The sequence below is a fragment of the Citrobacter sp. MGH100 genome (assembly GCF_001034465.1).
Taxonomy (GTDB): Bacteria; Pseudomonadota; Gammaproteobacteria; order Enterobacterales; family Enterobacteriaceae; genus Citrobacter; species Citrobacter youngae.
In genome coordinates this window covers 53,261-76,971 of the sequence record NZ_KQ089800.1, presented here as the reverse complement: position 1 = coordinate 76,971, position 23,711 = coordinate 53,261, and the positions used below count along the sequence as shown (strand labels likewise).

General features: G+C 54.6%; 24 protein-coding genes. 8 read left to right on the top strand and 16 right to left on the bottom strand.

The annotated features are described in order from the left end of the window. Nucleotides 1–3: 3 nt before the first annotated feature. From sseB to trmJ, 11 genes are all read right to left on the bottom strand, one after another. The gene (gene sseB, locus SK32_RS00360; RefSeq protein ID WP_048210922.1) at nt 4–780 is read right to left on the bottom strand and encodes an enhanced serine sensitivity protein SseB; all 777 of its coding nucleotides are present in this window, start codon (nt 778–780) and stop codon (nt 4–6) included. A gap of 109 nt (nt 781–889) precedes the next feature. Then, complete coding sequence (pepB, locus tag SK32_RS00355) at nt 890–2,173, bottom strand: aminopeptidase PepB (protein WP_003037696.1); 1,284 nt, start codon at nt 2,171–2,173, stop codon at nt 890–892. 61 nt (nt 2,174–2,234) lie between these two features. Next, complete coding sequence (iscX, locus tag SK32_RS00350; RefSeq protein ID WP_003037694.1) at nt 2,235–2,435, bottom strand: Fe-S cluster assembly protein IscX; 201 nt, start codon at nt 2,433–2,435, stop codon at nt 2,235–2,237. An 11-nt stretch (nt 2,436–2,446) separates the two neighbouring features. After that, nucleotides 2,447–2,782: an ISC system 2Fe-2S type ferredoxin gene (fdx, locus tag SK32_RS00345; RefSeq protein ID WP_003037690.1), complete on the bottom strand. Its 336-nt coding sequence runs from the start codon at nt 2,780–2,782 to the stop codon at nt 2,447–2,449. Between the two features lies 1 nt (nt 2,783). Further along, the gene (gene hscA / locus SK32_RS00340) at nt 2,784–4,634 is read right to left on the bottom strand and encodes a Fe-S protein assembly chaperone HscA (RefSeq protein WP_048210921.1); all 1,851 of its coding nucleotides are present in this window, start codon (nt 4,632–4,634) and stop codon (nt 2,784–2,786) included. Nucleotides 4,635–4,649: 15 nt separating this feature from the next. Continuing rightward, nucleotides 4,650–5,165, bottom strand: coding sequence for a co-chaperone HscB (gene hscB / locus SK32_RS00335; RefSeq protein WP_048210920.1), 516 nt, complete (start codon nt 5,163–5,165; stop codon nt 4,650–4,652). A 108-nt stretch (nt 5,166–5,273) separates the two neighbouring features. Then, nucleotides 5,274–5,597, bottom strand: coding sequence for an iron-sulfur cluster assembly protein IscA (gene iscA / locus SK32_RS00330; protein ID WP_003037681.1), 324 nt, complete (start codon nt 5,595–5,597; stop codon nt 5,274–5,276). A 20-nt stretch (nt 5,598–5,617) separates the two neighbouring features. After that, a complete protein-coding gene (gene iscU / locus SK32_RS00325; protein WP_002913991.1) occupies nt 5,618–6,004 on the bottom strand; it encodes a Fe-S cluster assembly scaffold IscU in 387 nt (128 codons plus the stop codon). 25 nt (nt 6,005–6,029) lie between these two features. Continuing rightward, complete coding sequence (gene iscS, locus SK32_RS00320; RefSeq protein WP_003835233.1) at nt 6,030–7,244, bottom strand: cysteine desulfurase; 1,215 nt, start codon at nt 7,242–7,244, stop codon at nt 6,030–6,032. Nucleotides 7,245–7,356: 112 nt separating this feature from the next. After that, on the bottom strand, nt 7,357–7,848 hold the full coding sequence (iscR, locus tag SK32_RS00315; RefSeq protein WP_003037674.1) for a Fe-S cluster assembly transcriptional regulator IscR: 492 nt from the start codon (nt 7,846–7,848) through the stop codon (nt 7,357–7,359). Between the two features lie 173 nt (nt 7,849–8,021). Beyond that, nucleotides 8,022–8,753 (bottom strand): tRNA (cytosine(32)/uridine(32)-2'-O)-methyltransferase TrmJ, encoded by a 732-nt coding sequence (gene trmJ / locus SK32_RS00310; RefSeq protein ID WP_003838431.1) that lies wholly within the window; start codon nt 8,751–8,753, stop codon nt 8,022–8,024. Between the two features lie 118 nt (nt 8,754–8,871). Here trmJ and suhB point away from each other — a divergent pair, with 118 nt between their 5' ends. Beyond that, on the top strand, nt 8,872–9,675 hold the full coding sequence (gene suhB, locus SK32_RS00305; RefSeq protein WP_003037670.1) for an inositol-1-monophosphatase: 804 nt from the start codon (nt 8,872–8,874) through the stop codon (nt 9,673–9,675). A gap of 104 nt (nt 9,676–9,779) precedes the next feature. Here suhB and SK32_RS00300 read toward each other — a convergent pair whose 3' ends face one another. After that, nucleotides 9,780–10,760: a nickel/cobalt transporter gene (locus SK32_RS00300; RefSeq protein WP_048210919.1), complete on the bottom strand. Its 981-nt coding sequence runs from the start codon at nt 10,758–10,760 to the stop codon at nt 9,780–9,782. Further along, nucleotides 10,751–11,389, bottom strand: coding sequence for a DUF1007 family protein (locus SK32_RS00295; RefSeq protein WP_048210918.1), 639 nt, complete (start codon nt 11,387–11,389; stop codon nt 10,751–10,753). The genes SK32_RS00300 and SK32_RS00295 overlap by 10 nt, the downstream gene beginning before the upstream one ends. A 420-nt stretch (nt 11,390–11,809) precedes the next feature. On the opposite strand from SK32_RS00295, the gene SK32_RS00285 reads away from it, so the two are divergent. The 7 genes from SK32_RS00285 (at nt 11,810) to csiE (ending at nt 20,195) form a co-directional block, all read left to right on the top strand. Continuing rightward, nucleotides 11,810–12,793 (top strand): autoinducer 2 ABC transporter substrate-binding protein, encoded by a 984-nt coding sequence (locus SK32_RS00285; protein ID WP_003037665.1) that lies wholly within the window; start codon nt 11,810–11,812, stop codon nt 12,791–12,793. 104 nt (nt 12,794–12,897) lie between these two features. Then, nucleotides 12,898–14,406: a sugar ABC transporter ATP-binding protein gene (locus tag SK32_RS00280; protein ID WP_048210916.1), complete on the top strand. Its 1,509-nt coding sequence runs from the start codon at nt 12,898–12,900 to the stop codon at nt 14,404–14,406. Next, complete coding sequence (locus tag SK32_RS00275) at nt 14,399–15,388, top strand: ABC transporter permease (protein ID WP_048210915.1); 990 nt, start codon at nt 14,399–14,401, stop codon at nt 15,386–15,388. Before SK32_RS00280 ends, SK32_RS00275 begins: the two co-directional genes overlap by 8 nt. A 1-nt stretch (nt 15,389) precedes the next feature. Continuing rightward, nucleotides 15,390–16,343 carry an ABC transporter permease gene (locus tag SK32_RS00270; protein ID WP_003037658.1) on the top strand — a complete coding sequence of 318 codons (954 nt, stop codon included), beginning with the start codon at nt 15,390–15,392 and terminating at the stop codon, nt 16,341–16,343. 17 nt (nt 16,344–16,360) lie between these two features. Continuing rightward, the gene (locus SK32_RS00265; RefSeq protein WP_003847100.1) at nt 16,361–17,998 is read left to right on the top strand and encodes an FGGY-family carbohydrate kinase; all 1,638 of its coding nucleotides are present in this window, start codon (nt 16,361–16,363) and stop codon (nt 17,996–17,998) included. Next, the gene (locus SK32_RS00260) at nt 17,995–18,594 is read left to right on the top strand and encodes a KpsF/GutQ family sugar-phosphate isomerase (protein WP_048210914.1); all 600 of its coding nucleotides are present in this window, start codon (nt 17,995–17,997) and stop codon (nt 18,592–18,594) included. Before SK32_RS00265 ends, SK32_RS00260 begins: the two co-directional genes overlap by 4 nt. Nucleotides 18,595–18,917: 323 nt before the next feature. Continuing rightward, nucleotides 18,918–20,195 (top strand): stationary phase inducible protein CsiE, encoded by a 1,278-nt coding sequence (csiE, locus tag SK32_RS00255; RefSeq protein WP_048210913.1) that lies wholly within the window; start codon nt 18,918–18,920, stop codon nt 20,193–20,195. Here csiE and SK32_RS00250 read toward each other — a convergent pair. The 3 genes from SK32_RS00250 to SK32_RS00240 all read right to left on the bottom strand — a co-directional run bounded on the left by SK32_RS00250 (nt 20,190) and on the right by SK32_RS00240 (nt 23,708). After that, complete coding sequence (locus SK32_RS00250) at nt 20,190–21,338, bottom strand: 3-phenylpropionate MFS transporter (protein ID WP_048210912.1); 1,149 nt, start codon at nt 21,336–21,338, stop codon at nt 20,190–20,192. The genes csiE and SK32_RS00250 overlap by 6 nt on opposite strands. A gap of 88 nt (nt 21,339–21,426) precedes the next feature. After that, nucleotides 21,427–22,269, bottom strand: a complete 843-nt coding sequence (locus SK32_RS00245) for an aldose 1-epimerase (RefSeq protein WP_048210911.1) — start codon at nt 22,267–22,269, stop codon at nt 21,427–21,429. Next, nucleotides 22,269–23,708, bottom strand: a complete 1,440-nt coding sequence (locus SK32_RS00240) for a sugar porter family MFS transporter (RefSeq protein ID WP_048210910.1) — start codon at nt 23,706–23,708, stop codon at nt 22,269–22,271. The genes SK32_RS00245 and SK32_RS00240 overlap by 1 nt, the downstream gene beginning before the upstream one ends. Nucleotides 23,709–23,711: the final 3 nt, after the last annotated feature.

Genomic DNA, 23,711 nt, shown 5'->3' with positions numbered 1-23,711 from the left:
TACTCAGATAATCCTGTTCTGTTTGAAATCCCTCAGGAAGCCGCCCCAGCGGCGCTCGTAGAAAGGCGCGATGTGTTCGGTAATAAAGTGGCTGACCCCTTTCTCACCTTTCACCACCTGGCAGATATCAATCGGTTCATCACCCGGTAACGTATCCGTTGCAACACTCCCCGTGGCATGAATAATCTCTTCAATATCGCCATCGGCTTCAATGCCAATCAGCAGGTTGGGTTGGGCATCCGGACTTTCTTTGATCGAGCAGAGAAACGCGCGTTTTACCGGCTTAATGGTTTTAAACAGCGTAGTCAGCGAGTCAATCATCTGCGCCGGAGGTTCAGCGACTTCAGAGAGGAGCAGCGATTCTCCGCCTTCCAGTACTTCCTGGGTGCTGAGCGGATTCCCTTCTTCCCCCATCAGCAGGCTGATTTCACGCGGCATAAACTCTTTGCCGGTCGGCAGTTTCGCGTTGAGAAACAGCGTTTCGCCGAGCGTCATTTCAAACAATGTACGCACCGGCATGACGACAAATGCCTGCTCATCTTCAACCGCCTGCTGAAGAGCTTCCAGGGAGGTGAAGAACGGGATCACGGTGGTGCCGTCTTCTTTTTCCCAGTGCTGAAGATCGAGGGCGCTGTCTTCAACCACCGCCTCGCCTTCTGCGGCTGTACCCGGCACCCAGACGGTAGACTCCAGTAAAGTACGGAAAAATGCCGGACGATGCGCAGGCTCTGTCGCCGCTTGCTCCAGCAGGGTTTCTAATTCGTTTTTCGTTTCGGACATAGAGATCACAAATTATGTATATGGGTTGTAGGCCTGATAAGACGCACGGCGTCGCCATCAGGCAAAATGCCGGGTGGCACTTCGCTTACCCGGCCTACAAAAACACCGTTCAGGCAATCAGCAGATTTGCAATCGTGCGCACACCCAGACCAGTTGCGCCCGCAGACCACTGCTCAACTGGCGCTTTGCGATAGGTTGCAGAGCAGTCGATGTGCAGCCAGCCTTGCTGATAGTTTTCCACGAAATGGGACAGGAAGCCCGCCGCAGTGCTGGCACCCGCCGGATAGGCCGCACTGCCAGTATTATTCAGCTCGGCAAAGTTAGACGGCAGCTGGCTACGGTGGAACTCTGCCAACGGCAGACGCCAGAACGGCTCGTTTTCTTGCGCCGCGCTTGCCAGCAGACGGGCAGCCAGCTGATCATCAAAGCTAAACAGCGCGTGGTAATCGTTGCCCAGTGCCGTTTTCGCCGCGCCAGTCAACGTGGCAGCATCAATGATCAATTCTGGTTTTTGCGCGCTGGCGTCAATCAGGCCATCGGCCAGTACCAGACGTCCTTCGGCATCGGTATTCATTACTTCAACTTTTTTACCGTTGCGATAGTGAATAATATCACCGAGCTTAAAGGCGTTGCCGCTGATCAGGTTATCCGCACAGCACAGGTACAGCTTCACACGCTTGTTCAGGCCACGGGTGATGGCGAACGCCAGCGCGCCGGTCACCGTTGCTGCACCGCCCATATCAGACTTCATCGAGTCCATAAATGCGCTTTGCTTGATGCTGTATCCGCCGGAATCAAAGGTAATTCCCTTGCCAACCAGACAGGCATAAACCGGCGCTTCTTTATCGCCAGTTGGATTGTAATCCAGCGCCAGCAGTACCGGAGGACGTTCAGAGCCACGACCTACGGTATGCAATCCCATGTAGTTCTGCTCGCGCAGATCTTCGCCTTTAGTGATCCGGTAAGAGACGTTATCGCAGGCAACAGAGCACAGCAGGTCTACTGCGCGTTGCGCCAACTGTTCCGGGCCCAGCTCTTCTGCCGGGGCGTTAATGGTATCGCGCACCCAGTCAATAATTTTCAGGCGGTTATCCAGCTCTTTGCGCTGCGCCTCATCCAGAGCGGCCCACTCAACTTTGCGGGTGCCTTTTGGTCCTTTGTAGCCCTGCCAGAACGCCCAGCTACGTTCGGTATCCCAGCCTTCACCGTCCAGTTGGACATGTTTAATACCCAGGCCGTCAATTTTACGGGCGGCGCGCTGGATAAGGCCGAGGTCATCTTTCCCGTTCAAGTGCAGGGTAATACCGTCATTATTAATGCTGTATGTCGCCTTTTCACCCCAGCGGGCATCAGCGGGTTGCGTGGAAAGCGTAATTTTCATGGCTTCTGTCATTTTATTTATCCTTATTTTCGCGCATACAGGAAAACGGGCCACCCGTGGGCAGCCCGTTGACTTATTCGGCTTCGTCCAGCCAGACCAGCAAAATGGCCTCAAGGATTTTTTCGTTCGATGCCTGTGGATCATCATCGAACTCTTCCAGGTCACAGATCCACTGGTGCAGATCGGTGAAACGAACGGTCTTGGGGTCGAGATCGGGGAACGCGTCGTACAGCGCTTCGCCGATTTCACGGCTATCGGTCCACTTCAGTCCCATACTACCCTCTGTTAATGCTCACGTGCATGATTGATTGTGTAACGTGGGATTTCGACCACTAAATCGTCCTCGGTGACACGTGCCTGACAGCTTAAACGACTCTCCGGCTCCAGTCCCCAGGCTTTATCCAGCATGTCGTCTTCTTCTTCTGTGCTTTCCGGCAAAGAATCAAAACCTTCACGTACGATGCAGTGGCAGGTTGTGCAGGCACAGGATTTTTCACAGGCGTGTTCAATCTCGATACCGTTACGCAGGGCAACGTCAAGAATGGTTTCGCCGGTCTCAGCTTCCAGAACTGCGCCATCGGGACAGAGATCCTGATGAGGCAAAATAACAATCTTTGGCATATTAAACCTCGTCCACGGAATGGCCTTTCAGCGCGCTACGGACGGACTTGTCCATGCGGCGAGCGGCGAATTCCTGGGTTTGTTTGTCTACGTTTTTAATGGCTTGTTCTATCGCGTCAACATCGTCACCCTGTGCAACCTCGCTCAAGTGCGCGGCGGCGGTGTCGATAGCCTGACGTTCTGCGGCGCTTAACAGCGCGGCATCAGCGTTCAGCGCACCGGATAAACTTTCCAGTACGCGTGCCGCTTCGACTTTCTGTTCTGCAAGCCAACGGGCTTTAACGTCCTGCTCGGCAAAACTCATCGAATCCTGAATCATGGAGGCGATTTCACTGTCGGTCAGACCGTAGGACGGTTTAACCTGAATTGAGGACTCAACGCCGGTAGATTTTTCCATGGCGGTGACGCTCAGCAGACCATCGGCGTCCACCTGGAAGGTCACGCGGATGTGTGCGCCGCCAGCTGGCAATGCCGGGATGCCGCGCAGCGCAAAACGCGCCAGTGAACGGCAGTCCTGCACCAGCTCACGCTCGCCTTGCATCACGTGAATGGACATCGCGGTTTGGCCATCTTTAAAGGTGGTAAAGTCCTGCGCGCGCGCCACCGGGATAGTGGTGTTACGTGGGATCACTTTCTCCACCAGACCGCCCATCGTTTCCAGTCCCAGGGACAGCGGGATAACGTCCAACAGCAGCATTTCGCTGTCTGGTTTATTGCCGACCAGAATATCCGCCTGAATTGCCGCACCAATGGCGACCACTTTGTCCGGGTCGATAGAAGTCAGCGGCGTACGGCCAAAAAATTCACCGACGCGTTCACGCACCAATGGCACGCGCGTTGAACCACCGACCATCACCACTTCCAGCACATCCTGCGGCTCCACGCCCGCATCTTTCAGCGCGCGACGGCAGGCCAGCAGCGTACGCTTGACCAGTGCGGAAATGAGTTCATTAAAGGTTTCACGGGTGATTTCACCCTGCCATCCCGCCACATTAACAGTCACAGAATCGGCATCGCTGAGCGCGATTTTCGCGGCAATAGCGGCATCCAGCAGTTCACGCTGTACGCGGTTATCGCTGCGATCGGCAACAACCGCCTGCTCGCGAATGTAATCCGCCAGCAGATGGTCAAAGTCGTCGCCGCCGAGCGCGGAATCACCGCCGGTCGCCAGCACTTCGAATACGCCGCGACTCAGGCGCAGAATAGAAATATCAAAAGTACCGCCGCCAAGATCGTAGACCGCGATCACGCCTTCCTGACCGGAGTCCAGGCCATAGGCTATCGCTGCTGCGGTCGGTTCGTTCAGCAGACGTAATACGTGCAGACCCGCCAGACGCGCGGCGTCTTTGGTCCCCTGACGCTGTGCATCGTCAAAGTAAGCCGGAACGGTAATTACCACGCCGTCCAGTTCGCCGGACAGTGATTCGGTTGCCCGCGCAGCCAGCGCTTTCAGAATGTCAGCGGAGACGCGCACCGGATTAAGCAAACCGGCAGCGGTTTCAATCATCGGCAAGCCATTTTCACTTGCCTGGAAGGTATAAGGCAGATGCGGGTAACGCGCCTGGATATCCGCCAGAGAGCGGCCCATCATGCGTTTTACCGAACTGACGGTGTTTGCCGTATCCAGCGCAGCATTGGCGCGGGCATCGTAACCGACAGAATAACCCTGCTGCTGATAGTGAACCACTGACGGCAACAGGTGGCGACCTTCATGATCTGCCAGCGTTTCGGCCTGGCCGCTGCGTACGGTCGCAACCAGGGAGTTGGTGGTGCCTAAATCGATACCTACCGCCAGACGACGCTGGTGCGGCGCGGCGCTCAGACCAGGCTCACTAATTTGTAATAAGGCCATTTTCGCTTCCGGAAATTAAAAATCGAGCAGTTTTTCTTCGAGTTGTTCTGCACTGCTTCGCAGTTTATCGAGAAAACGCAGCTTACGCACGGTATCTGCCGCCGCGTCCCACGTCTCGCTATCCAGCTGTTCCACCATCAATTGATGGCGAACGTTATACATTTCGCTGACGCGCTGCATAAACGCATCTAAACGTTGACTGTCTTTTGCCTGTTCAATTTCGTCCAGCTCTTCGCGCAGCTCCAGCTGTTCCATCAGGAACGCGGTATCGCGCACCGTGTGCTGCTCGCTGCGGATGTCAAAGCCGTGTAAAGACAATAAGTATTCGGCGCGCATCAAAGGATGACGCAGCGTTTGCCAGGCCTGGTTAATGGTGGCGGACTGCGAAACCGTAGCAAGTTGTTCCGCCTGGGAACCGCTGGCGAATTTATCAGGATGATACTGACGTTGTAGATCCTGAAAACGTAGGCTCAGCGCCTGAGTATCGAGCTGATAACGGGCCGGCAAGCCAAAGAGGGTGAAGTAGTCCATAACATTCTCAGGGCATCGATTCTCTGTTGTTCACGGGAGCAAAACCAGAGAGTCAGGTAAAACAAACCCCACGCGCAGGCGACCACGGTGGGGTTATCGGTAAGCGCGTTACACGTGGAAGCTTTCGCCGCATCCACATTCGTCTTTCACGTTCGGGTTAGTAAACTTAAACCCTTCGTTCAGACCTTCTTTGACGAAGTCTAACTGCGTACCGTCGAGGAATTGCAGGCTCTTACCGTCGACCACAACTTTAACGCCTTTGTCTTCAAACACGGTATCTTCAGCCGCCGGCTCGTCAACAAATTCCAGTACATAGGCCATACCTGAGCAGCCGGAGGTTCTCACGCCCAGACGCAGACCAAACCCTTTACCGCGGTTTGCCAGGAAGGTATTTACACGCGCTGCTGCACTGTCGCTTAAGGTAATCGACATAATAAAACCTCAACTCTTAATTATTTTGCTTCACGTTTGCTTTTGTAATCCGCAATCGCGGCTTTAATCGCGTCTTCAGCCAGAATAGAGCAGTGAATTTTCACCGGTGGCAGTTCAAGCTCGTCGGCGATATCGGTGTTTTTAATCGCCTGTGCTTCGTCCAGAGATTTCCCTTTTACCCATTCGGTAACCAGAGAGCTGGAAGCAATAGCGGAACCGCAGCCGTAAGTCTTGAAACGCGCGTCTTCAATGATACCTTCATTGTTGACTTTAATCTGCAACTTCATCACGTCGCCACAGGCCGGTGCACCCACCATGCCGCTGCCCACGTTCTCGTCGCTGTTGTCAAAAGAGCCCACGTTACGTGGATTCTCGTAATGATCGATTACTTTTTCGCTGTAAGCCATGCTGAATTCTCCTTATCGATACCGATTAGTGATGTGACCATTCAATGCTGTTCAGATCCACGCCCTGTTTGAACATTTCCCACAGTGGAGAAAGGTCACGCAGGCGGCCGATGGAGTTGCGAACCAGATTGATGGCGTAGTCAATCTCTTCTTCGGTAGTGAAACGACCTAAAGAGAAACGAATTGAGCTGTGTGCCAGCTCGTCGGTCATCCCCAGTGCGCGCAGCACGTAGGATGGCTCCAGGCTTGCAGAAGTACATGCAGAACCGGAGGATACCGCCAGATCTTTCAGCGCCATAATCAGCGACTCGCCTTCAACAAAGTTGAAGCTGACGTTGAGAATGTTCGGTGCGCCCTGCTCGAGGTCACCGTTGAGATACACCTCTTCCATATCTTTCACGCCGTTCCACAGACGGTTACGCAGACTGCGCAGGCGCGCCATCTCGGTTTCCATCTCTTCTTTGGCGATACGGTATGCTTCACCCATGCCGACGATCTGGTGCACAGGCAGCGTACCGGAACGCATGCCGCGCTCGTGACCGCCGCCGTGCATCTGCGCTTCAATACGAATACGCGGTTTACGACGCACGTACAGCGCACCGATACCTTTCGGGCCATAGATTTTGTGACCGGAGAAGGACATCAGGTCCACTTTCAGTTGGCTCAGATCGATAGGCAGTTTGCCCACGCTCTGGGTCGCATCAACGTGATAGATGATGCCGCGTGCGCGGCACATTTCGCCGATAGTCGCGATATCCTGCACCACGCCGATTTCGTTATTCACGTGCATGATGGACACGAGGATGGTGTCGTCACGCATTGCCGCTTCAAGTTCTTTCAGGTCGATAATGCCGTTACGCTGCGGGGCGAGGTAGGTGACTTCGAACCCTTCGCGCTCCAGCTGACGACAGGTGTCCAGCACGGCTTTGTGTTCGGTTTTGCTGGTGATGATGTGCTTGCCTTTTTTCTGATAAAAGTTGGCTGCACCTTTAATCGCCAGGTTATCGGATTCAGTCGCACCGGAAGTAAAGACGATTTCACGCGGGTCAGCGCCCACGAGGTCAGCAATCTGGTTACGGGCGATATCTACCGCCTCTTCAGCCTGCCAGCCGAAACGGTGTGAACGAGACGCTGGGTTACCAAAGTTTCCGTCCAGGGTCAGACACTGCATCATTTTCTCGGCAACACGCGGGTCCACCGGCGTGGTTGCGGAGTAGTCGAGATAGATCGGTAATTTCATTGCTCTATAAACTCCGTACATCGCTTCAATGCAAGGAATCAGGCAACCGGCTGGATGTACGACCGTGTTAACGGGGTGTGTAACACCCCGGCCTGATTCTAAAATACTTTTATTATGCGCGTAACTTAACGTCGATCGCGTCTTGAGCACGATTAGTGCGTGGAGCGTCATGGGTATGCTGGCGACCAGACACATCCAGGACTTCCTGATTATTCACCAGTTCGCCCAACGTAATGTTGTTGAGGAAACCGGTCAGACGATCGCTCAGATCGCGCCACAGCGCGTGGGTCAGGCATTTATCGCCGCCCTGACAACCGCCTTTGCCCTGGCAACGGGTCGCATCTACAGACTCGTCCACAGCGCTGATTACTTCACCTACTGCGATGCTGCCGGCATCTTTACCCAGCAGATACCCGCCGCCTGGTCCACGTACGCTGGAAACCAGACCGTTTTTACGCAAACGGGAAAACAGCTGCTCCAGATATGACAGGGAAATTCCCTGACGTTCAGAAATATCAGCCAACGGTACCGGGCCCGTTTCGGAGTTGAGCGCAACGTCCAACATTGCGGTCACGGCATAACGCCCTTTTGATGTCAGTCTCATGTCTTACTTAGCCTCAAACTCGCCCCTGCCCGGGGTTTTTTATTGTAAAATGGGGGTATTGCATAGCAGGGGCAAGTCTGACATTCCCGACTAAATCAGTCAACTATTTACTTGACTAATTTAGTCAGGTATTTAACCTTCAGTGCCATTTTTACTTGCCGGAGGCGTTACGTTTACTTGCCTTTATTCTGTTGCTCAATCGACGCTAAAATCCCGCGCAAAATGTTCAGTTCCTGGCTCTCCGGACGCGCGCGCGTAAACAGACGGCGCAGCTTGTTCATCACCTGTCCCGGATGCCCTTCACGGATAAACCCGGTCGACAGCAGCGTTTGTTCCAGATGACCGTAAAAACGCTCTAAATCATCGACCAGCGGGTACTCAGCTTCTTCGTATTCTGCGGTCTTCTCGCTTTCCTGCGTCGCCAGCCAGGCCATGCGCACTTCATAAGAGATGACCTGCACCGCCATCGCCAGGTTCAGCGAACTGTATTCCGGGTTCGCAGCAATAGCGACGTGGTAATGGCACTTCTGCAGTTCTTCATTCGTCAGACCAACGCGTTCACGACCAAACACCAGCGCCACCGGCGAATTCGTCGCTTCAGAGACGCTTTTTAAACCGCATTCACGCGGATCCAGCATCGGCCACGGCAGCGTACGAGAGCGCGCGCTGGTGCCTACTACCAGGCTGCAACCTGCCAGCGCTTCATCGAGAGTATCGACGATCTGCGCGCTGCCGATCACATCACTGGCACCTGCCGCCAGAGCGATGGCCTGAGAGTCCGGTTTAACCAGTGGATTTACCAGCCACAGATTGGTTAAACCCATGGTTTTCATTGCGCGGGCTACAGAGCCCATGTTGCCAGTGTGAGAGGTTTCCACCAGCACGATTCGAATATTTTGCAGCATTGTATTTCTTCGGCTAAAGATTATTCGGGCATATTATCATAAAACGAAGACATATTCCGAACTCGTTGCTATACTCTGCGCCGTTTTCCCGTTCTTTAACATCCAGTGAGAGAGACCGATGCATCCGATGCTGACCATCGCCGTGCGCGCAGCGCGCAAGGCGGGTAATGTAATTGCCAAACACTACGAAACCCCAGACTCTGTAGAAACCAGCCAGAAAGGCAGCAATGATTTCGTGACTAACGTCGATAAAGCCGCCGAAGCGATTATTATCGAAACTATTCGCAAATCTTACCCACAGCACACCATCATCACCGAAGAAAGCGGTGAGCACGCAGGTGAAGATCAGGATGTTCAATGGGTTATCGATCCACTGGATGGCACTACCAACTTCGTAAAACGTCTGCCGCACTTCGCAGTATCTATCGCAGTACGCATTAAAGGCCGTACTGAAGTCGCCGTTGTTTACGATCCAATGCGTAACGAACTGTTCACCGCCACTCGCGGCCAGGGCGCACAGCTGAACGGCTATCGTCTGCGTGGCAGCACCGCCCGCGATCTGGACGGCACCATCATCGCCACCGGTTTCCCGTTCAAAGCGAAGCAGCACGCCGCTTCTTACATGAAAATTCTTGGCAAAATGTTTACCGAGTGCGCTGACTTCCGCCGCACAGGTTCTGCTGCGCTGGATCTGGCTTACGTTGCCGCTGCGCGCGTTGACGGTTACTTCGAAATCGGTCTGAAACCATGGGATTTCGCAGCAGGTGAGCTGATTGCGCGTGAAGCTGGCGCACTGGTTTGCGACTTCACCGGTGGTCATAACTATCTGGCGACCGGCAACATCGTTGCAGGTAACCCGCGCGTTGTTAAAGCCATGCTGGCGAACATGCGTGATGAACTGAGCGACGCGCTGAAACGCTAATCGTTTGATGCCGGATGGCGGCTAGCGCCTTATCCGGCCTACCAGGGGCGTTCCCCGTAGGCCTGATAAGCGAGGCGCCATCAGGCATTCATCCTACAACAGTGCTAAAACGGTCTTATCCCCCGCCCCACCGGCACCGCGCTCATCCACATCACTACCGCAGCAGCAATAAGCACTGCACCACCGGCTAACGCCAGCGTCGTCCATCCGATTTGCCGCCACAGCACCGGCGCTTTGTGTCCGCTAATTCTCACCGCCAGCGAGCGAAAACTGTGTACCAGCAGAGCCAGTGACGTAATCGTTAAAGAGGTTCCTGCCGCCATCGCCAGCGCCGACGCCATACCCCAGCTAAAGACGCCAACCACTTTACTGAACAGCAGCACCATAATTGCGCCAGAGCATGGGCGCATGCCCATAGAGAGAATAATCATCAACCGGGCGCGCCAGTCATCACCGCTTTGCAGTTGTTCCGGGTTGGGCAAATGCTGATGCCCGCAGCCGCAGCCCTCGTGATGCACATGGTGCGGCGTAAAGGCGGTGAATTTCGGACGGCGGAGCAGCTGGCGCAATTTCTTTAGCGCACGGACACACAATAAAACACCCAACACGCCAACCAGCGCATAACTTCCTTTCTCCAGCCAGAAACTGCTCATATGCAGCTGTCGGGCAGGCAGTTGCAAGACGGTGAGGACTACAACCACCAGTCCTATTGCCACCAGCCCCTGCAATAGGGACGACGCCAGCGTCAGCCCAATGCTCGACTTGAGTTTCGACGGATGCGTCGCAAGCCAGGTCGTGATGACGATTTTGCCGTGCCCCGGCCCCAATGCGTGCAATACCCCATAAATAAAGCTAAACAGCAGCAGAGATCCGCCCGCACGTGTGGGGTTCGCGGCAACCGCTTTCAGCAACCCGCTCATCTGCTGGTTAACGTCGCGCTGCCAGACGACACTTTGCATCATTACCTGAGGCCAGGCCTGCCACAACCACAGCACCCCGCCTGTCGCCAGCAACAAAAAGACCGCCAGCGGCCATAGCGTGAGCCAACGGCGTCTGGCTGCGCGTTGTTGATAAACTACTGACATTGCAGCGTCACCGTCTGTGCAAACTGTTTACCCAACTCCATATCCTCCGGCGGTGCGTCTTCTTTATCCAGCGACTGCGCAAAGCTCAGCATGTGTTCATTCGGCGTCGGCGTATGCATTGAAATATGGCATTGCTGGCTTATGGTCTGCGAAAGCCGGGCGTCGCTGTCTTTGTCATAGCTCATATCGACGTAGTAGGTCGGATCGAAGGTCGAAATAGTATATTTTTGACCGCTCAGTGGTTGAGCTTCGGCCAGCGGCAGAACGAACGTCAGCACCGCCTGGTGTTCTTCACGCTCCATGCCATATTCCGTCGGTCTGTTTTTAAACTTTACCTTTTTCCCATCGTGCCATACTTCGGTGAAATAGTGCTGCCCGAGAACGTTGGCCATCACTTCCGCCGCCAGTTTTTTCCAAATTTCATCGCCAGGTTTAGCATTCCCCGCGTCGTAAAGCAGATCCGCCGACGTGATTTCATCCATCGTCCAGCGCATTTTTAGCGCGACGAACCGATCATTTTCGCTCACAACTTCGGTTTTCAGATGAATAAAGCTGTGGGGATGTGCACCTGTGCCAAAAGACAGGACAGCGAGAAACAACGTCATAATGATACGTTTAACGCCTTGCATGAGTTCTCCACGTTAAAAATCAACACCGCCACAAATAATGATGCCGTATTTGGCACAAGTGTGCCGAGGATACCATTGAACGAAAAAAAGTTGAGCACCCTTTTCCGGTATCGATTCAGTTCTCAATTTCGATAATTTCTTCTTCGGGAAATTCCACCCAAACACCTTTTCGGCGTCAAATCTTAAGTCAAATGATAATAAAATGTTAATTAATGGTTTCATTTTAATGCTTCATTAACAATTAATTTGAACGCTTGAATCTAAAAACATGTAAATTTAACTAATTGTTAACTATTTTATTTCCATAAATTCACAATAATGGGCGTGCATCACATTCTCCAAACTTATGATTCATTCCCTCTTCCATTCGTTGTTAACTTCACGCCGTGACATGTCCTGCCCCCTACGAAAGGTACAACTATGAAATTCAAACTCGCATTACTCAGTGCAACCCTGGTTTCTGCATGCATGTTGTCCGGCACGTCCTTTGCGGCGGAAAAATATGAAATTGCTGTGGTTGCCAAAGTCACCGGTATTCCCTGGTTTAACCGCATGGAAACCGGTGTTAACGAAGCAGCAAAAAAACTGGATGTGAACGCTTACCAGACCGGTCCGTCTACGCCGGACCCGGCACAGCAGGTCAAAGTGATTGAGGATCTGATCGCCAAAAACGTCAACGCGATCATCGTGGTACCAAACGATGCCAAGGTTCTTGAGCCAGTACTGAAAAAAGCGCGCGATAAAGGCATTGTGGTCCTGACGCACGAATCCCCGGACGAGCAAATCGGTCAGTGGGATATCGAAACCATCGACAGTGAAAAATACGCGCAGGCCAACGTTGATGAGCTAGCAAAAAACATGGGCGGCAAAGGGGGTTATGCCATCTATGTCGGTTCGCTGACGGTCCCATTGCATAACGCGTGGGCGGATTATGCAATCAAGTACCAGAAAGAAAAATATCCGGAAATGTTCGAGGTCACTTCACGTCTGCCGGTTGCGGAAAGCATCGATAAATCCTACGCCACGACGCTGGATCTGATGAAAACCTATCCGCAGATGAAGGGGATTATCGGTTTCGGCTCGCTGGGTCCAATTGGTGCGGGTCAGGCTGTACAGAAAAAACGCGCCAAAGATAAAATTGCCGTCGTCGGGATCGCCATGCCAGCACAGGCTGCGCCTTACCTGATGCGTGGAGATATCAAAAAAGCGCTGCTGTGGGATCCAAAGGATGCGGGCTATGCGCTGGTAACGGTTGCCGATCAGCTGTTGCAGGGCAAAGAAGTCAATGCAGACCTGAGTATCGACGGTTTAGGGAAAGCCGATATCGACACGGAGAAGAAAGTGATCCGCTTTAACAAGATCCTCGAAGTCACCAAAGACAACGCACAGTCACTCGGTTTCTAAGGCTTTTGCCAACACCAGGGAAACCATAACGCCGACCGTCTGGTCGGCGCTATCCACCAAACTAACACTCAGCGTCCGTCAGGACGCTCGCAGGGGTATTGTCCATGACAGACACCACCGCATTTATCACTCTTGAGAATATCAGCAAACAATTCCCGGGCGTGCTGGCGCTGGATAACGTGAATCTGACGCTGAGAAAAGGCGAAGTTCACTGTCTGGCGGGTCAAAACGGCTGTGGTAAAAGCACCATTATTAAAGTGATCTCCGGGGTATATCACCCGGAAAAAGGCGCGCAGATTTTACTCGATGGCAAACTGTTCCATCACCTGACGCCGCAGCTCTCTTCCCATTATGGCATTCAGGTTATCTACCAGGACCTGTCGTTGTTCCCCAACTTTAGCGTCGCGGAAAATATTGCGGTTAACCGCTACCTTCCCGGCGGCGATATCTGGGTGCGTCGCGGAGCCATGAAACAGCAGGCGCTGGCCGCCATGAAGCGTATCGGGGTGAATATCGATCCCGATAAAAAAGTTGAAAAACTCTCGATTGCCGACCGACAGCTGGTCGCTATTTGTCGGGCAATTGCCGCCGACGCGCGCCTGGTGATTATGGACGAGCCCACCGCCTCGCTGACCCGTCAGGAGGTCAATGGCCTGCTGAAGGTGGTTAACGAACTGAAAGCGGCCGGCATTTGCGTGGTGTTTGTCAGCCATCGTCTGGATGAAGTGATGGAAGTGGCAGACCGCATCAGCGTGATGCGCGACGGCAAACTGGTGGGCACATATCCTGCCAGCGAACTGGACAGCCACGAGCTGGCTTTCCTGATGACCGGACAACGCTTCCATTACAGTCCGTTGCCGGAGAAATCATTCGACGCTCGAGCCCCCCTGCTGGAGCTGCGCAACCTAAGCCGCAGAGGCAAATACCAGAACATCAATCTGTCGCTGCACGGCGGCGAGATTGTCTCAATTGTCGGCCTGTTGGGCGCCGGGCGTACCGAGCTTTGTCTGAGCCTGTTTGGCATGACACACCCGGAAAGCGGAGAGATGCGTATTAACGGTCAGCCGGTCACGCTTCGTAATAACCACGACGCCATTAAGCACGGGATCGGCTACGTCTCAGAAGATCGCCTGACGCAGGGGCTGATCATGGAGCAATCGATCTACGACAACACCATCGTCACGGTGTTTGATCAACTGCACACCGGTAGCGGCTTGCTCGATCATCGTAAAGCGCAAAAGCTGGTCGCCGATTTGATCCGCGAGCTAAATATCAAGGTGTCCGATCCGCACCTGCCGGTCAAAACACTTTCCGGCGGGAATGCCCAGCGCATCGCCATTGCCAAATGGGTGGCGACCAATCCCCGCATTCTGATCCTCGACTCGCCTACCGTAGGCGTGGATATCGCCAACAAAGAGGGCATTTACCAGATAGCCCGCGATTTAGCGGAACAAGGTATGGCGGTGCTGATGATTTGCGATGAAATCCCGGAAGCGTATTACAACAGCCACCGCGTGCTGGTGATGCGTCGCGGCAGGCTGGTGGCGGAATTTAATCCTCATCACTGCCGTGAAGAGGAGATTGCTGAAGTGGTCGAGGTAATCAATGAATAAGATGCATCTGTCCCGTTTAATCGGGCAACATGAATTCTGGCTGGGCCTGCTGGTCGTGGCGCTGGCGGTTGGGCTGAGCATCAGCACCGACGAGTTCTTGTCTTTGGGGAACCTGACGGATGTGGCCACCAGCTACGCGATTCTCGGCATCCTTGCCTGTGGGATGTTTGTGGTGCTGATTTCCGGCGGGATCGATATCTCATTTCCGGCGATGACCGCGATTGCCCAGTATGCGATGGCCAGTTGGGTGATCGGCCACGGCGGCAACTTCGCACTGGCATTAACCATTGCGATTGCAGTGGGCCTGCTGCTTGGACTGATTAATGGCTTCCTGGTCTACTGGCTGCGCGTTCCGGCAATCATCATTACCATCGCCACGCTGAACGTCTACTACGGCCTTCTGGTTTACGCCACCAAAGGCACCTGGCTGTACGGTTTCCCTGACTGGTTTATGAACGGCATTAACTGGTTCTCCTTCACCGCGGCAGATGGCTACGACTACGGCCTGACCCTGCCCCTGCTGTGCCTGGCGGCGGTGATCGTCTTTACCGCAGTGCTGATGAACTATACCCGTCTTGGCCGTCAGGTTTACGCCATGGGCGGCAACCGCGACGCGGCCTCACGCCTGGGGCTGAATCTGCTGAAGCTGCATTTCTACGTCTATGGCTATATGGGCATTCTGGCAGGTGTTGCCGCCGTGGTTCAGGCGCAAATCACCCAGTCAGTTGCACCCAATTCGCTGCTCGGCTTTGAGCTGACGGTGCTGGCGGCGGTCGTACTCGGCGGAACCAGCATGAGCGGCGGGCGCGGTACGTTGACCGGAACCCTGCTCGGCGTTGTCTTGCTCGCCTTCTTACAAAATGGTCTGACGCTGCTCAGCGTCTCCTCTTACTGGCACACCGTATTCAGCGGCGCCATTATCCTGGTCAGCATCAGTGCCACGGCCTGGAACGAAAAACGCAAACTGGCAAGGGAGCTTTGAGATGAAAACAATCGCCAGATTTTTACCCGGTGATGCCATCATTCGTCTGCAATGCGTCATTATTGTGGTCGTCGCCCTGGTCTTCTCAGCCCTGCTTGGCAGCCGTTTTTTCAGCGTCGCTAACTTCCAGTCGATAGGCTCACAGTTACCGATCCTCGGCATGCTGGCCCTCGGAATGGGTATGACCATGCTGACCGGCGGCATTAACCTGTCAATTATTGCCGGGGCGAACGCCTGCTCGCTGGTAATGGCAGCGATTATCGTTACCCATCCGGATAACCCGCTGTTTCTGGTGCTGGCGCTGCTGGCAGGTGCAGCCGTGGCGGTGGCTATCGGTACGCTCAACGGCGCGCTGATTGCCTGGGTCGGCGTCTCACCGATTCTCGCTACCCTCGGCACGATGACACTTATCTCCGGGCTGAATATTCTGCTCTCCAACGGGACGGTGATTTCGGGTTTCCCGACCGCCATTCAGTACCTTGGCAACGCCACGATTGCGGGTATTCCGGTGGCGCTGTTGCTCTTTTTCCTGGTGGCAATCCTGCTATGGGTACTGCTGGAGCACACCACGCTGGGGCGCAGTCTTTATCTCGTCGGCTCCAATGAACAGGCTACCCGCTACAGTGGTGTTAATACCGTACGGGTACAAATTTCCGTGTACGTGATTTCAGCCCTGCTCGGCTGGGTCGCCGCCATTCTGATGATGGCGAAATTCAACTCGGCAAAAGCCGGATACGGTGAGTCCTACCTGCTGGTCACCATCCTTGCCTCCGTACTCGGCGGCATCAATCCGGATGGCGGCTTCGGACGCATTATCGGCCTGGTCCTGGCGCTGATTGTGCTGCAAATGCTGGAAAGCGGCCTTAACTTGCTGGGGGTCAGCAGCTATCTGACGATGGCGCTGTGGGGCGCGGTGCTGATCCTCTTTATCGCATTACAGAATCGTAAAGCCTGATTTCAGGAGAAAAAATTATGGCAAGTTACTTTATTGGTGTGGATGTCGGAACCGGAAGCGCCCGTGCTGGCGTGTTTGATCTCAACGGCAGAATGGTCGGCCAGGCCAGTCGGGCCATCGAGATTTACCGCCCGCAGGCCGATTTTGTTGAGCAGTCTTCCGATAACATCTGGCAGGCAGTGTGTAACGCGGTTCGCGATGCGATTAACCAGTCGGATATCAACCCTATCCAGGTGAAAGGTCTGGGCTTTGACGCGACCTGTTCACTGGTGGTGTTGGATAAAGAAGGTAAACCGCTGACCATTAGCCCGTCCGGGCGCAGCGAACAGAATATCATTGTGTGGATGGATCACCGCGCCATTACTCAGGCTGAGCGCATTAACGCCCTGCATCATCGGGTGCTGGACTACGTTGGCGGTATTATCTCCCCGGAAATGCAAACGCCCAAACTGCTGTGGTTGAAGCAACATATGCCCAACACCTGGGCCAATGCGGGATACTACTTTGACCTGCCCGATTTCCTGACCTGGCGCGCAACGGGCGATGACACGCGCTCACTGTGCTCGACGGTGTGTAAATGGACCTATATGGGCCATGAAGACAAGTGGGATGCCAGCTATTTCCGCCAGATTGGGCTGGAAGACTTGCTGGAACATGATGCTGCCAAAATTGGCCGTTACGTGAAAACCATGGGCGAACCGCTTGGTCATGGTCTTTCTGCGCGCGCCGCCAGCGAAATGGGGCTGATTCCGGGGACCGCGGTCAGCGTCTCGATCATCGATGCCCACGCCGGTACGCTCGGCACGCTCGGCGCGAGCGGTGTCTCCGGCGAGGTGGCGGATTTTGACCGCCGCGTCGCGCTGATTGGCGGCACCTCTACCGGACACATGGCGATTTCCAAAGAGCCGCGTTTTATCGGCGGCGTTTGGGGTCCTTACTACTCAGCAGTGCTGCCAGAATACTGGCTTAACGAAGGTGGACAGTCGGCAACCGGGGCGTTAATCGACCACGTTATTCAGTCGCATCCTTGTTACGAAACCTTGTTGACCCAGGCGAAATCTCAAGGGCAGACCATTTATGAAGTGCTGAATGCGCTGCTGCGTAAAATGGCCGGTGAGCCGGAAGATATCGCATTTTTAACCCGTGACATGCACATCCTGCCCTATTTCCACGGCAACCGTTCACCTCGCGCCAACCCAACGCTCACAGGCGCTATCACCGGACTGAAGCTGTCGCGCACGCCGGAAGATATGGCGTTACAGTACCTCGCGACCATCCAGGCCATTGCGCTGGGAACGCGGCATATCATTGAAACGATGAATCAAAGCGGCTACACCATCGATACCATTATGGCCAGCGGCGGCGGGACGAAAAATCCGATCTTCGTTCAGGAGCATGCCAACGCCACCGGCTGTGCGATGCTGCTGCCTGAAGAGAGCGAAGCCATGCTGCTGGGCGGCGCCATGATGGGAACTATCGCCGCGGGCGTGTTCGATACCTTCCCGGAAGCAATGTCGGCGATGAGCCGGATAGGTAAAACGGTCACCCCGCAGACCAATCGCATTAAGCAGTATTACGATCGCAAATATCGGGTATTCCACGAGATGTATCAGGATCATATGAAATACCGCCAGTTGATGCAGGAGGACGCATGAGTAACTCCTGGTCTCAGGCCAGCAGCGTATTCCAGCTCTATAGCGATGCCCTGGCGGGTCTGGGGCAGCATCTGACTGAACCTGTCTGGCAGTCGCTGATGGCGGAGCTGCGCGGTTGTCAGGGCAAAGTCGTCGTCACCGGCGTCGGTACCTCTGGCATTGCAGCGCGTAAAGTCGCACATATGCTTGCCTGCGTGGAACGTCCGGCGATTTACCTCAACGCGACGGATGCAGCGCATGGCGATCTCGGTTTTTTACGCGCCGACGACCTGGTGATTATGCTGTCGCGCGGGGGTAATTCGGACGAACTCACCCGGCTGCTGCCCGGACTGGCTGCGAGGAATGTGCCCATCCTGAGCGTGACTGAAAACGCGGATTCGGCCATCGCTAAAGCATCGAGGCTGGTGATTTCTACCGGCGTTCAGCGAGAGGCCGACCCGCTGAACATGTTAGCCACTACCTCAATTTTACTGGTGCTGGCTATCTTTGACGCCGCCTGCGCCTGTCTGATGAGCGAAAGCGGCTACTCAAAGGAAACGCTGCTGGCGGTACATCCGGGCGGCGATGTGGGATTAACGCTGAGTCGTGAGCAGTAACGCCAGACAACTGTTACGGAGGTAATGAATCTGTTGCCTCCGTCGTATTGCTACGTTCACTTTAGGTTTTTCACTTCTCTGCGATAGCATGTTCATACCTCCCTCCGCCAGCATTCCCCCCTCTGGCATTTTTTTATATCTCAACAAAAGATAAAACAGTGAAAAAGCGGATTAACGCGCTGCGTTCCACTCCCGCTATCTGATCCGCACGTGAAAAATTCTGTGACGCCCTCCAGCATTCCTGGTGGAAAGCATTCCATTCTTCAAATCTATGATCAAACTTTAGCTATTCTTATCAAACATACTTACGGGAGACCCTACAGATGATGTCAACGCTTGCTCCACCATCTGTACTTTCCGCTCCCCAGCGCCGTTGCCAGGTTCTGCTGACGCTTTTCCTGCCAGGGCAAATCGCGACTACACAAACCTTCAGCAGCCTCAATGGCGTTGATGATGCCACGGTTCAGGAAGATATTATTGGCGCAGGGCTCGAAATCCAGCGTTATCACCGGCTCACGATAGCCACCGCGCAGAATGGTGCCTATGCGATCGAAGGGACTCCGCTCAATCAGCGCCTGTGTCTGTTGCAGTGGCTACGCCGTGGTTTGCGAATTTGCCCGACTTTTATCGCCCAGCATTTCACGCCCGCATTAAAAATGGAGCTGAAACAACAAGGTATTGCACGTACGCTGTATGACGACACCAATCTGCATGCGCTTATTAACCTCTGTTCCCGGCGCTTACAGAAGCCGTTTGAGTGTCGTGACATCCACTTCCTGCGCCTGTATTTACAATATTGCCTGCTACAGCACCACGCGGGGATCACCCCGGAATTTAACCCACTCCAGCAACGGTGGGCGCAATCCTGCGCTGAGTATCCGCTCGCCGAGGAAATTGGCCGCCACTGGCAGCGCCACGTCATGCAACGTGCGCCGCTGGGCGAATCGCTGTTTATGGCGTTGTTATTCTCAATGATTCGCATCCCCGATCCTATCCGCGATAATCACCAGCAGGATCGCCGCTTGCGCCTTGCTATTGCGCGGCTGGTGCTGCGTTTTCGCGAGTATGGCAACGTGCGCTTCAGCGACGAGCAAGGGCTGCACGACCAGCTTTATATTCACCTTGCCCAGGCGCTTAACCGTAGCTTGTTTGCCATTGGCATTGATAACACGCTACCGGAGGAGTTCAGCCGACTTTACCCCCGGCTGGTACGTACCACCCGTGAGGCAATACACGGCTTCGAAGCGGAATATGACGTGCAGTTTTCAGAAGAAGAGATCGGCCTGGTTGCGGTTATTTTCGGTGCCTGGCTGATGCAGGAAAAGGATTTGCACGAGAAGCAGATTATCCTGCTGACCGGTAGTAACGAACAACTTGAAGCGCATATAGAGCAACAACTGCGCGAACTGACGCTGCTGCCGCTCAACGTAAAGCATATGCCGATGCAGGATTTTCAAAAAGGAGGTGCGCCGCGCGGGGTAACGCTGATTATTACGCCATACACCACGCCGCTACCGCTGTTTTCTCCCCCGCTGATTCATGCGGATCTGGCGCTTACGCCGCATCAACAGCAGCAGATCCGCAAAATCCTCGAATCATAACATCGCAGGCTGCGCCGCCACCTTCGGGCGCAGAAAGATTGCCGGGAGCGCCACCAGCGCCATCACCCAGAATACGCCGCTGCCCAGATTCTGGTACAGGTATCCTGCGAATACGGTCATGATGGCAATGCTGCCGCCCATCGCCACCGCCGAGTACACCGCCTGGAGACGAATCACTTCGCTGCCCTGTCGCGCAGCAATGTAGCGCATCGCCGCCAGGTGGCAGACGGTAAACGTGCCGCAATGCAGGATTTGCACTACAATCAGCCACGGCAGCTCTGTGCTCCAGCCCATCAGCCCCCAACGCGCAACGCCGCAAACGGCGGAAAGCAGCAGAAGATCGCGAGCGCTAAAGCGGCGGAACAGCTTGTGGCTGAGCGCAAAAATAATCACTTCCGCCACCACGCCTAATGACCATAAATAGCCCACCGCCGAAGCGGAATAACCGGCAGACTGCCAGTAAATGGCGCTGAAACCGTAATAAGCGGCATGTGCGCCCTGCAGCAGACTCACGCAGGCCAGAAAACGCCAGCTTTGGGTTATTAGCGCGCGCCAGGCGGGCCATCCCGCGCTCTCCTGCTGACGGTTCTCCCCCGCTGGCTGTACGCTTGGGCGGATCATCATCCCCAGCAGCATTGATGCAACGCCAAGCGATAGCAGGACCAGGATAATCCGATAGTCGAACAGGCTCACCAGTTTGCCGGTCAACGCAGAGCCGATCACAAAGGCCACGGATCCCCACAGCCGTACCCGACCGTAATCCATGGTTATCTGTTTTTGCCAGGTGTTGGCCAGTGCGTCGGTCAGCGGCACCAGCGGCGAGAAAAACAGGTTAAAGCCGACCATCACCACCATCAACCACGCCACGTTGGTCCCCGCCCAGAAGGCCAGCGCAAACACCAACGTCAACAGGGCCAGAATACGTAACGCTGAGATCAGCCGAGAGGGATCGCTTACGCGCGGCGCAATCAGCAAGCTACCGAGAAAACGGGCAATCAGCCCCGCGCCCAGCAGTAAACCGATGGTTTCCGGCGTCAGCCCTAACCCTTCGAGCCAGACGCTCCAGAAAGGCAGAAAGATACCGTAGCTAAAAAAGTAGGTGAAATAACCGAGCGCCAGCCAGCGCGTGGAATGCAAAGCCATGAATCCCTCCCGTTTGGAGGCGATAGTCTGGCGACAAACGCAGGCTGGCGCAAGAGAGCACTAACAGGCAGATAACATGATTTTTGCCCTATTCGACGCTAATTTGCATCGCAAAATGGCAGCGTTCTTCTTGCGCTAAAACCTGCAATCCCGGCTGCCCCTGCATGTTGTGGGCATTCACCGGATGCGTTTGCGGCTCCAGGCACAGGAACTCCTCACCCGACATTCTGAACAGCATCAACCACGGAGTTTGCGCTAAAATCGTGACTTTCATCACATCCCGCTGAATAACGGCCCGCCCGCTCCAGCCGGAATAGCCGACATTCAGCCAGCTATCCTCACCGTATTGCGCATGCATGAAATCCGCCGCTGAAGGGATATCGCGTTGCCATTCCAGCGGCAGATGCTGTTCCCCCTCCGGCCAGTAACCGCTGGCGGTGAACTGCACCGTACTGCGTTTATCAAAGGCGAAAAACGGATGAAATCCACAGCCATAGATCATCGGCTGCTCACCGCAATGGGTAAGCGTCAACGAGGCGTGTAGACTCGTGGTTTCCAGTTGATAGCAAAGCTGCGCCGTATAGTCATAGCCACAGGGATGCCAACTGCGCAACTGCAGCAGACAACCGCTTTGGGTGACGGTGATAACCTGCCAGCGTTGCAGCCAGCCGTCACCGTGCAGGAAAAAGCTGTCGTCTGCGCCATGTCGAGGTAACACGACCTCTTCACCGCGCAGCATAAAACGATTTCCCGCCACCCGATTCGCGACCGGCATCATCGGGAACAAGCCGCAATCACCAGGCTGCTGACCATGACCTTCGCGTAAAATGGCCTGTTGATGTTGTAACGAAACCAGGCTTAATAGAGAACCGCCCTGCGGATCGACGCACATCCGCAGATGTGCGTTTTGTAGCGTCAACAGACCCTCCATTAGCGGGCGCTTCGCGGTTGGGTTGATGCACCGACTTTCGTATGCTGCGCCGCCAGCTGTTCTTCCAGTGCTTCCAGCGTCACGCCTTTGGTTTCCGGTACATTACGCAGAACATAGATGAAGCCCATCGCGCAAATCACACCGTATAGCAGGAAGCTTCCCGACGCGCCCAGACTCGCATTGAGCAGCGGGAAGGTATAGGTCAGCAGGAAACAAGCAATCCACAGCGCCAACGTCCCCAGCGACATTGCCAGCCCGCGCACGCGGTTGGGAAAAATTTCTGATAGCAGCACCCAGGTCACCGGCGCCAGCGTCAGAGCATAAATCGCGATTGCCGCCAGCACCAGAACCAGAACCGGCCAGCCCATAATGCCCAACCCGTACGCCCCGGCAATCAGTACGTAGATAACCGTCAATCCTGACGCGCCGAACAGCATCAGTTTACGACGGCCAATTTTGTCCACTAACGGCAGAGCGGCAAGGGTAAAGACCAGATTGATGATCCCTGTCGCCACGATCGATTTTAACGTACCGTTGATGTCGAATCCGGCAGAGGCGAAGATCTCCTGCGCATAGTTGAAAATAACGTTGATCCCACACCACTGCTGGAACACTGCCAGCACCATGCCAATAATCACGATCGGTTTGATCTGCGGTTGTAACAGCGTTGACCACGCGACCTTGTGATTATCTTTTTGCAGCGTATGTTCAATCTCTTTCAGCGTTTGCCCGGCATATTCCGCCGAACCAATGCGCTGCAGCATGGCACGCGCACGATCGGCTTTGCCCGCTTTCACCAACCAGCGCGGCGATTCAGGTACAAAGAACATCAGCACCAGGAAAATTACCGCAGGCACTAATTCAGCACCAAACATCCAGCGCCAGCCTGTCTGACCGTTCCAGCTTTCAACAATTGCCTGCTGCGTAGCGCCTGTAGCAACAGGTTCGGCAATCATCAGGTTGATAAGCTGCGCCGCCAGCACGCCAATGACGATGGTGAGCTGGTTAACGGCCACAAAGCGACCACGCTTTTCAGCGGGGCTAACCTCGGCGATATACAGTGGGCTTAGCGCAGACGCCAGACCAATACCCACACCGCCAACGATGCGATAAATAATAAACATATCGAAGTTACTGGCGACGGCGGTTCCCCAGGCGGAAGCGCTAAAGAGGATCGCTGAGAGAATCAGCGGCATTTTTCGGCCAAATTTATCGGCGCACCAGCCGGAAATCAGCGCGCCAAAGATACAACCAACCAGCGCGGAACTCATCGCCCAGCCGGATTGCGCCGGATCGGTAATCGAGAAATATGCTTCATAGAAGGGTTTTGCCCCGCCGATCACTACCCAGTCATAGCCAAACAGTAAACCTCCGCAGGCCGCAACCAGGCAGATAGTCCAGACGTAACCAATCTTCAAATGTGTCTGCGCGTTATTCATTAT

Bases quoted from the DNA above. Each gene is read 5' to 3' on its own strand.
- SK32_RS00280 (WP_048210916.1), top strand. From the start codon at position 12,898: ATGACAGACACCACCGCATTTATCACTCTTGAGAATATCAGCAAACAA.
- hscB (WP_048210920.1), bottom strand. From the start codon at position 5,165: ATGGACTACTTCACCCTCTTTGGCTTGCCGGCCCGTTATCAGCTCGAT.
- iscR (WP_003037674.1), bottom strand. From the start codon at position 7,848: ATGAGACTGACATCAAAAGGGCGTTATGCCGTGACCGCAATGTTGGAC.
- iscA (WP_003037681.1), bottom strand. From the start codon at position 5,597: ATGTCGATTACCTTAAGCGACAGTGCAGCAGCGCGTGTAAATACCTTC.
- trmJ (WP_003838431.1), bottom strand. From the start codon at position 8,753: ATGCTGCAAAATATTCGAATCGTGCTGGTGGAAACCTCTCACACTGGC.
- SK32_RS00300 (WP_048210919.1), bottom strand. From the start codon at position 10,760: ATGTCAGTAGTTTATCAACAACGCGCAGCCAGACGCCGTTGGCTCACG.
- SK32_RS00285 (WP_003037665.1), top strand. From the start codon at position 11,810: ATGAAATTCAAACTCGCATTACTCAGTGCAACCCTGGTTTCTGCATGC.
- SK32_RS00270 (WP_003037658.1), top strand. From the start codon at position 15,390: ATGAAAACAATCGCCAGATTTTTACCCGGTGATGCCATCATTCGTCTG.
- SK32_RS00245 (WP_048210911.1), bottom strand. From the start codon at position 22,269: ATGGAGGGTCTGTTGACGCTACAAAACGCACATCTGCGGATGTGCGTC.
- hscA (WP_048210921.1), bottom strand. From the start codon at position 4,634: ATGGCCTTATTACAAATTAGTGAGCCTGGTCTGAGCGCCGCGCCGCAC.
- iscX (WP_003037694.1), bottom strand. From the start codon at position 2,435: ATGGGACTGAAGTGGACCGATAGCCGTGAAATCGGCGAAGCGCTGTAC.
- SK32_RS00265 (WP_003847100.1), top strand. From the start codon at position 16,361: ATGGCAAGTTACTTTATTGGTGTGGATGTCGGAACCGGAAGCGCCCGT.
- csiE (WP_048210913.1), top strand. From the start codon at position 18,918: ATGATGTCAACGCTTGCTCCACCATCTGTACTTTCCGCTCCCCAGCGC.
- suhB (WP_003037670.1), top strand. From the start codon at position 8,872: ATGCATCCGATGCTGACCATCGCCGTGCGCGCAGCGCGCAAGGCGGGT.
- SK32_RS00275 (WP_048210915.1), top strand. From the start codon at position 14,399: ATGAATAAGATGCATCTGTCCCGTTTAATCGGGCAACATGAATTCTGG.
- SK32_RS00295 (WP_048210918.1), bottom strand. From the start codon at position 11,389: ATGCAAGGCGTTAAACGTATCATTATGACGTTGTTTCTCGCTGTCCTG.
- SK32_RS00240 (WP_048210910.1), bottom strand. From the start codon at position 23,708: ATGAATAACGCGCAGACACATTTGAAGATTGGTTACGTCTGGACTATC.
- SK32_RS00260 (WP_048210914.1), top strand. From the start codon at position 17,995: ATGAGTAACTCCTGGTCTCAGGCCAGCAGCGTATTCCAGCTCTATAGC.
- sseB (WP_048210922.1), bottom strand. From the start codon at position 780: ATGTCCGAAACGAAAAACGAATTAGAAACCCTGCTGGAGCAAGCGGCG.
- fdx (WP_003037690.1), bottom strand. From the start codon at position 2,782: ATGCCAAAGATTGTTATTTTGCCTCATCAGGATCTCTGTCCCGATGGC.
- iscS (WP_003835233.1), bottom strand. From the start codon at position 7,244: ATGAAATTACCGATCTATCTCGACTACTCCGCAACCACGCCGGTGGAC.
- pepB (WP_003037696.1), bottom strand. From the start codon at position 2,173: ATGACAGAAGCCATGAAAATTACGCTTTCCACGCAACCCGCTGATGCC.
- SK32_RS00250 (WP_048210912.1), bottom strand. From the start codon at position 21,338: ATGGCTTTGCATTCCACGCGCTGGCTGGCGCTCGGTTATTTCACCTAC.
- iscU (WP_002913991.1), bottom strand. From the start codon at position 6,004: ATGGCTTACAGCGAAAAAGTAATCGATCATTACGAGAATCCACGTAAC.